At 71.7% G+C, this 7,084-nt stretch carries 6 protein-coding genes and 1 pseudogene; 3 read left to right on the top strand and 4 right to left on the bottom strand.

Annotated elements, in window-relative coordinates; genetic code table 11:
• A partial coding sequence (locus P1P75_RS38065; protein ID WP_319264035.1) for a molybdopterin molybdotransferase MoeA occupies positions 1 to 1,226 on the top strand: 1,226 nt, incomplete at its 5' end.
• A gap of 204 nt (positions 1,227 to 1,430) precedes the next feature.
• Here P1P75_RS38065 and P1P75_RS38060 read toward each other — a convergent pair.
• Positions 1,431 to 2,435 (bottom strand): potassium channel family protein, encoded by a 1,005-nt coding sequence (locus P1P75_RS38060; protein ID WP_319264033.1) that lies wholly within the window; start codon positions 2,433 to 2,435, stop codon positions 1,431 to 1,433.
• 238 nt (positions 2,436 to 2,673) lie between these two features.
• On the opposite strand from P1P75_RS38060, the pseudogene P1P75_RS38055 reads away from it, so the two are divergent.
• Positions 2,674 to 3,333, top strand: a pseudogene (locus tag P1P75_RS38055) (TrkA family potassium uptake protein); the annotation flags it as partial.
• Positions 3,334 to 3,353: 20 nt separating this feature from the next.
• Here P1P75_RS38055 and P1P75_RS38050 read toward each other — a convergent pair.
• Positions 3,354 to 4,202 carry an ABC transporter permease gene (locus tag P1P75_RS38050; RefSeq protein WP_319264032.1) on the bottom strand — a complete coding sequence of 283 codons (849 nt, stop codon included), beginning with the start codon at positions 4,200 to 4,202 and terminating at the stop codon, positions 3,354 to 3,356.
• Complete coding sequence (locus P1P75_RS38045; RefSeq protein ID WP_319264031.1) at positions 4,199 to 5,203, bottom strand: ATP-binding cassette domain-containing protein; 1,005 nt, start codon at positions 5,201 to 5,203, stop codon at positions 4,199 to 4,201. The genes P1P75_RS38050 and P1P75_RS38045 overlap by 4 nt, the downstream gene beginning before the upstream one ends.
• Before the next feature lie 149 nt (positions 5,204 to 5,352).
• On the opposite strand from P1P75_RS38045, the gene P1P75_RS38040 reads away from it, so the two are divergent.
• Positions 5,353 to 6,333: an NAD(P)H-quinone oxidoreductase gene (locus tag P1P75_RS38040; RefSeq protein ID WP_319264030.1), complete on the top strand. Its 981-nt coding sequence runs from the start codon at positions 5,353 to 5,355 to the stop codon at positions 6,331 to 6,333.
• Between the two features lie 18 nt (positions 6,334 to 6,351).
• On the opposite strand, the gene P1P75_RS38035 is transcribed toward P1P75_RS38040, so the two are convergent.
• Positions 6,352 to 7,084 (bottom strand): hypothetical protein (locus P1P75_RS38035; RefSeq protein WP_319264028.1); only part of this gene is annotated, 733 nt, incomplete at its 5' end.

Genomic DNA, 7,084 nt, shown 5'->3' with positions numbered 1-7,084 from the left:
CCGAAGCCCGGCACCGGAAGACCTCCGCCACCCCCTGGGCCGATGCCCGCACCCGCGCCGCTCGTGCCGCCCGCGCCCTCGCCGCCCGCCGTACCCCCGTCTCCGTCACTCTCGAAGACGCCCTCGGCCTCGTCCTGGCCGCTCCCCTCACCGCCCTCACCGACCTGCCCTCCTTCGACACCTCCGCGATGGATGGCTGGGCGGTCGCCGGACCAGGCCCCTGGGCCGTACGCGACGAGGGCGTCCTGGCCGGCCAGGACGGGCAGGCGCGCCTCGTCGACGGCGAGGCCGTCCCGATCGCCACCGGCGCCCGGATCCCCCCGGACACGACCGCGGTGCTGCGCAGTGAGCACGGCCGCACCGACGAGAAGGGCCGGCTGCATCCCGGCCGGGACCTCCAGCACGGCCAGGACATCCGCCCGCGTGGCCAGGAGTGCCGTAGCGGCGAGCAGTTGCTGCCCGCCGGAGCGGTGGTGACCCCTGCGGTCCTCGGGCTCGCCGCGGCCGCCGGATACGACACGCTCGCCGCGGTCCCCCGCCCTCGCGTCGAAGTGCTCGTCCTGGGCGACGAACTGCTCACCGAGGGCCGCCCGCACGACGGGCTCATCCGTGACGCCCTCGGCCCGATGCTGCCTCCGTGGCTGCGGGCGATGGGCGCCGAAGTGGTGGCCCTGCGCAGGCTCGGCGACGACGCGGAAGCCCTGCACCAAGCCCTCACCACCTCCGCAGCCGACCTGATCGTCACCACCGGCGGCACGGCTGCGGGGCCCGTCGACCATGTCCACCCGACCCTGCGTCGCCTCGATGCCGAGCTTCTGGTCGACGGCGTCGAGGTGCGTCCAGGGCATCCGATGCTGCTGGCCAGGATCACGGAGGACCGGCACCTAGTCGGCCTGCCGGGCAACCCGCTCGCGGCCGTGTCCGGGCTGCTCACGCTGGCCGAGCCGCTGCTGCGGACCCTCGCCGGCAGGGCCGCTCCGGAGCCGTACACGCTGCCTCTGCGGGAGGCGGCGCACGGCCACCCGCACGACACCCGGCTCGTCCCGGTCGTCCTGCGCGGCGATCACGCTGTGCCGCTGCACTACAACGGTCCGGCGATGCTGCGAGGGATCGCAGCGGCCGATGCCCTCGCCGTCGTCCCGCCCGGTGGTGCGCGGGCCGGTCAGGAGGCGGAGCTGCTCGATCTTCCGTGGGCTGCAGCTGGGATCGGCGCCTGTTTCACGTGAAACATCCGAAGGGGCTGGTCATCCGGGTGTTTCACGTGAAACACCCGGATAGGCCAGCTCGCCCCGTTTCACGTGAAACATTCCCGTGAAACGCCCTTGCGCCCCCACAGCCCGATGGCCCTCGGCTCACCGTCGGGCTACCGCCACCGCCACCGCCACCGCCCACCGCCCACCGCCAGACGCCAACCGGCCCCCGACTCCGCCTCATGCCGGTTGGGCCGCTACGGCCTTCGCCCTGCTCACAGCGATCACGCGGTCCCCGGCCTGCAGCTCCGTGAGGCGGGCGTCGGCGAAGTCCAGGAGGTCCTTGCCGCGCACGACGGCTACGACCAGGTCGGTGGAGGCGCGCGGTGACTTGCCCCTCTCCTGCTGGGTGACGGCACGTTCGACGAGGTCCAGGCCGCTGCCGAGGGTCATGAGGTCCTCCAGGGTCCTGGCCACGGTAGGGCTGATCATGGCGACGCCCAGCAGCCGCCCGGCGGAGCTGGAGCTGGTGATCACGGTGTCCGCGCCGCTCTGCTTGAGCAGCGGCACGTTCTCGTCCTCCCTCGCGGCGACGACGATCGTGGCGCGCCGGTTCAACTGTCGGGCGGTGAGCGTGACCAGGGCGGCGGTGTCGTCGCGCTGCGGGGCCACGATCACCCGGGAAGCGTGGGCGACCTCGGCCTTGATGAGCGTCTCGGAACGGGTGGCGTCCCCGATCACCGACACCAGCCCGTCGTCCCCCGCCGCGTGCCCGGCCTTGCCCTGGACGTCCACGACGACGATCTGGTCCTTGGGGACGCCCTGTCCGACGAGCGTCTCCACCGCGTGCCGGCCCTTGGTGCCGTAGCCGACGACCACGACGTGCCGGTGGGTGCGGCTGCGCCAGCGATGGATGCGGACCTGCTGACGGGTGCGTTCGGTGAGGACTTCGAGGGTGGTGCCGACCAGGATGATCAGGAAGAGCACGCGCAGCGGCGTGATGACGAGGATGTTGATGAGCCGGGCGGAGTCGCTGACCGGGGTGATGTCGCCGTAGCCGGTGGTGGAGAGGGTGACGGTGGCGTAATAGGCGGCGTCGAGAAGGTCGATGGTGCCGTCGGAGGTGTCGTTGTAGCCGTCGCGGTCGAGGTAGACGATCAGCGTGGTGACCAGCAGCACCAGCAGGCCCAGGGAGAGGCGGCGCAGTACCTGCTGGAGCGGGGGGAGGGCGCTCTGCACAGGCATCGTGATGGAGCGGCCGGCCTCGGCGTCGTCCCGTGCCTCGGCGCGCGAGCGATACCACAGAGACCGCAGGAGAGAGAGCCGTCCAGGCGCGGCTGGGTGTCGTTCTTGGTCTCGCATCGCGTGGCCCCCTGTGGTGGTGATCCGATCGGTGGGCACCATGGTTCACGGCGGGGTCGCACCTGTCAGGACGCGACACCCGTCGCGTGCAGAGCTTTCGCCCAGCAACCCGGAGGTCCCCTTGCGCGACCACACTGTCGTCGTCGGCTTCGGCACGAAAGGCCGGTCCGCGATCCGGACCGCCTGCGCGTCGGGGCTGCGGAAGGAACAGGTCATCGTGATCGACCCCGGGGCCAAGATGATCGAGGCGGCGACGGCCGAAGGCTACGAGGGTGTGGTCGGTGACGGCACCCGCAGTGACGTGCTGCGGCGGGCGGAGGTCCAGCGGGCCGGGCGGATCATCATCGCGACGCAACGCGACGACACGGCCGTCCTCGTGGCGCTGACGGCCCGCCAGCTCAACCCGCGGGCGAAGATCGTGGCCGCGGTCCGCGAGGAGGAGAACGCGCCGCTGCTGAAGCAGTCCGGCGCCGACGAGGTCATCACCAGCGCGGGAGCGGCCGGGCGGCTCCTCGGGCTGTCCGTGCTCAGCCCCGCGGCCGGCCGGGTGATGGAGGACCTCATGCACCAGGGCACCGGTCTCGACATCGTCGAACGGCCGGTCACCAAGGCCGAGTCGGGGCGCACCCCGCGCGAGACGGCCGATCTGGTGGTGAGCGTCGTCCGCGGTCACCGGGTGCTGGCCTACGACGATCCGGCCGTCGGCGTGCTGGAGTTGACCGACCGTCTGGTCACCATCGTGCGCGTGCCTCCGGAGCCGCCGAAGGCACTGCGCTTCTGACACCGGGCCACGGCGCGCCCCTATTTGCGGTTGTACAGCCGCATCGTCACCGGTCCGAAGATCAGCACGAAGAGGCCCGACCACCCCAGCGACCAGGCGACCTCGGCGGCCGGCCAGTCGCCGGCCATCAGTCCGCGGACGGCGGACGCGAGGTGGGTGACCGGGCTGTTGTTGACGAACGCCTGGAGCCAGCCCGGCATGGTCTTCGGGTCGACGAACACGTTGGACAGGAAGGTCAGCGGGAAGATCACCATCATGCTGACGCCCATCACCGACTTCTCGGTGCGCAGCAGCAGTCCGAACATCGTCCAGACCCAGGAGAACGCGAACGAGAAGACGATCAGCAGGGCGATCCCGGCGACGACGCCGGGGACCCCGCCGTCCGGCCGGTAGCCGAGGATCATGCCGACGGTGAGCATCACGACGGACGCGATGGTGTAGCGCAGGGCGTCACCGAGGAGATAGCCGACCATCGTCGACGGCCGCCAGATCGGCAGTGAGCGGAAGCGGTCGAAGACGCCCTTCTCGATGTCCGTGTTCACCGAGACGCCCGTGTACATCGTGATCATCACGACCGACATCACCAGGATGCCGGGCAGCAGGAACTGGATGTACTCCTTCGGCGACCCGGCCAGGGCACCTCCGAAGAGGTACGTGTACATCAGCACCATCATGATCGGGAACGCCGTCACGTCGAACAGCTGCTCCGGCACGTGCTTGATCTTGAGGATGGCCCGCCAGCCGAAGGTGAGGGAGGCGGACCAGGCGCTGGGCCGTGGCGGGCGCTCCTTGGCGATCAGCAGAGCGGCGAGGGAGTCGGTGCGGACGGGCGCCAGGTCCTGGGTCTCGCTGGTCGTCGCGGTGCTCATGCCGCCACCTCGTTCTTCACGGCGTCGTCCGCCTGGGTGTCATGTCCGGTGAGGGCGAGGAAGACCTCGTCCAGGCTGGGCTGGCCCAGCGAGAAGTTGTCGACGGTGATGCCGGTCCTGGCCAGCTCGCTCAGCGCCCGTGCGGCCTGCTCGGCGGCCGTGCCGCCGGACGAGGGGGCCAGCCGGGCCGTCAGGGCCAGCGGGTCGGGGTCGTGCTGCATCTGTGCGTCCAGCACCCTGCTCAGCACCTCCGCGGCTTGCGGCCGCTGCTCGGCGTCCCGCAGCCGCAGATGGACGGATCCGGCGCCCACGGACGCCTTCAGCTCGCCCTTCGTGCCCTCGGCGATCACCTTGCCGCGGTCGATGACGGCGATGCGGGACGCCAGCTGGTCGGCCTCGTCCAGGTACTGCGTGGTCAGCAGCACGGTGGTGCCCTGCGCGACCACCGCCCGCACGATGTCCCACACCTGGTTGCGGCTGCGCGGGTCGAGCCCGGTCGTCGGCTCGTCGAGGAAGAGCAGGTCGGGCGTGCTGAGGATGGACGCGGCGATGTCGATACGGCGCCGCATGCCGCCCGAGTAGTGCTTGACCTGCTTCGAGGCGGCGTCGGTGAGTCCGAAGGCCTCCAGCAGCTGTGCGGCCCGCTCGCGCGCGGCCTTCTTGGCGTGCCCGAGGAGCCGGGCCAGCAGCACCAGGTTCTCGGCGCCGGTGAGGTCCTCGTCCACGGACGCGTACTGCCCGGTGAGGCTGACCAGTCCGCGCACCGCGTCGGCCTCGCGGACGACGTCGTGGCCGAAGACGTGGGCCTGGCCGCCGTCGGGCCGCAGCAGGGTGGCGAGCATCTTCACGGTGGTCGTCTTGCCGGCGCCGTTGGGGCCGAGGACGCCGTAGACGGTGCCGGTGGGGACGGCCAGGTCGACGCCGTCCACGGCCCGGGTCTCGCCGAACGTCTTCACCAGGCCTGCGGTCTCGATCGCCAGGCCGGCGGTGTGCTGGCTCATGGTGGTGTGTTCCTTCCGCGCATATGGGTGACGCATGGGGAGACCTTCACCGTCGCGCGAATTCATCGGTCTCGCACCGGGTTTTTGCCATGGATCAGTCCAACGACCGAGAAGGCTGCGACCAGCGACCGAGGGGTAGCGTCCCTCACATGCATGCGATCACGATTCCCGAAGCTGGTGGTCCCGAGGCGCTGGTCTGGGCGGAGGTCCCCGATCCCGTACCCGGCGAGGGCGAGGTCCTGGTCGAGGTGGTGGCCAGTGCCGTCAACCGTGCGGACATCCTCCAGCGACAGGGCTTCTACAACCCGCCCCCGGGCGCCTCTCCCCACCCCGGTCTGGAGTGCTCCGGCCGGATCGCCGCGCTCGGCCCCGGCGTCTCCGGCTGGGCCGTCGGCGACGAGGTGTGCGCCCTGCTCGCGGGCGGCGGATACGCCGAGAAGGTCGCCGTACCGGCCGGGCAGCTGCTGCCGGTGCCCGAGGGGGTCGACCTCGTACGGGCCGCGGCGCTGCCCGAGGTGGCCTGCACGGTCTGGTCGAACGTCTTCATGATCTCCCACCTCCGCCCCGGCGAGACACTGCTCGTGCACGGCGGCTCCAGCGGCATCGGCACCATGGCGATCCAGCTGGCCAAGGCCGTCGGCGCCACCGTCGCCGTCACCGCGGGCAGCAAGGAGAAGCTGGAACGGTGTGCCGACCTGGGCGCGGACATCCTGATCAACTACCGCGAGCAGGACTTCGTCACCGAGATCGAGCAGGCCACCGACGGTGCGGGTGCCGATGTCATCCTCGACAACATGGGCGCCAAGTACCTGGACCGAAACGTACGGAGCCTCGCCGTCAACGGCCGGCTGGCGATCATCGGCATGCAGGGCGGCGTCAAGGCAGAGCTGAACATCGGCCTGCTGCTCGGCAAGCGTGCCGCGATCAGCGCGACCTCGCTGCGGGCCCGCCCCCTCGGTGAGAAGGCGACGATCGCCGCGGCCGTACGTGAACACGTCTGGCCGCTGGTCGCCGCCGGTCGTGTCCGCCCTGTCGTGGACCGCGAACTCCCGATGAGGGACGCGGGCGCGGCGCACCGGGTCGTCGAGGAGAGCGGGCACGTGGGCAAGGTCCTGCTGGTCGTGCGCTGACCCGGCACCGCCGTCGCGCTAGCCGCGGCGCAGCCGCAGGCCGACGAAGGCGAGGCCGAGGCCGAGGCCGATGAGGACCAGACCGCTGCCGAGGGGCAGGATCCGCAGCATCCGTCCGACGGGCTGCTCCTCGGCGGCGTCGGCCTGCCGCACGGCCTGCGGAGAGGCGGACGGGACGAGCCCGGCCTCACGCGGAGCCTCGGCCGTCGGCTCCTCACCGAAGCCGTCCTCCTCACCGAAGCCGTCCTCCTCACCGAAGCCCTCTTCCTCGGCGGCGGCCGTCTCCTCGTCGCGGACCTCAGGGTCCGCCTCGGCCGCTTCCCCGGTGCGGCCGGGCCGTACCCGCCCCTCCCCGGCCCGGCTCCCGGCCCGGTCGGGGCCACCGGAGGACACGGCAGACCTGGAGGGCGAGGCGGAAGGGACGGAGGAGGCGGACGCCGACCCGGCCGGGGACGTCGACGCGGGGGCTTTCGACGGATCCCTGGGATACGACGGGACGCGGTCGTTCTTCGCCGCATGTCCCGGCCCCGGCGAGAGCGTCGAACCGGGACGTCCGTTCGCCCGGCCCGGCCCGTGCGTCGCTTCAGGGCTACGCGTCGAGCCACGGTCGTACGCCGCCCCGCTCTCGTACGCAGCCTCGGAGCCGTGCGCCGATACACCCTCGTACGCCGGTACCGCCGCCGCGTCCGCCGAGGCGCCCCCGTACGGCAGCACGGCCAGCAGCAGTCCCGTCCCCACACCCACCCCGCAC

This window comes from Streptomyces sp. ID05-39B, assembly GCF_033794725.1.
Taxonomy (GTDB): Bacteria; Actinomycetota; Actinomycetes; order Streptomycetales; family Streptomycetaceae; genus Streptomyces; species Streptomyces bobili.
Note: the sequence above shows the minus strand (reverse complement) of the source record. Positions and strands in the feature narration are given on the sequence as shown.

Excerpts from the sequence above, each read along its gene's own strand:
- P1P75_RS38060 (WP_319264033.1), bottom strand. The coding sequence starts at position 2,435 with ATGCCTGTGCAGAGCGCCCTCCCCCCGCTCCAGCAGGTACTGCGCCGC.
- P1P75_RS38050 (WP_319264032.1), bottom strand. The coding sequence starts at position 4,202 with ATGAGCACCGCGACGACCAGCGAGACCCAGGACCTGGCGCCCGTCCGC.
- P1P75_RS38045 (WP_319264031.1), bottom strand. The coding sequence starts at position 5,203 with ATGAGCCAGCACACCGCCGGCCTGGCGATCGAGACCGCAGGCCTGGTG.
- P1P75_RS38040 (WP_319264030.1), top strand. The coding sequence starts at position 5,353 with ATGCATGCGATCACGATTCCCGAAGCTGGTGGTCCCGAGGCGCTGGTC.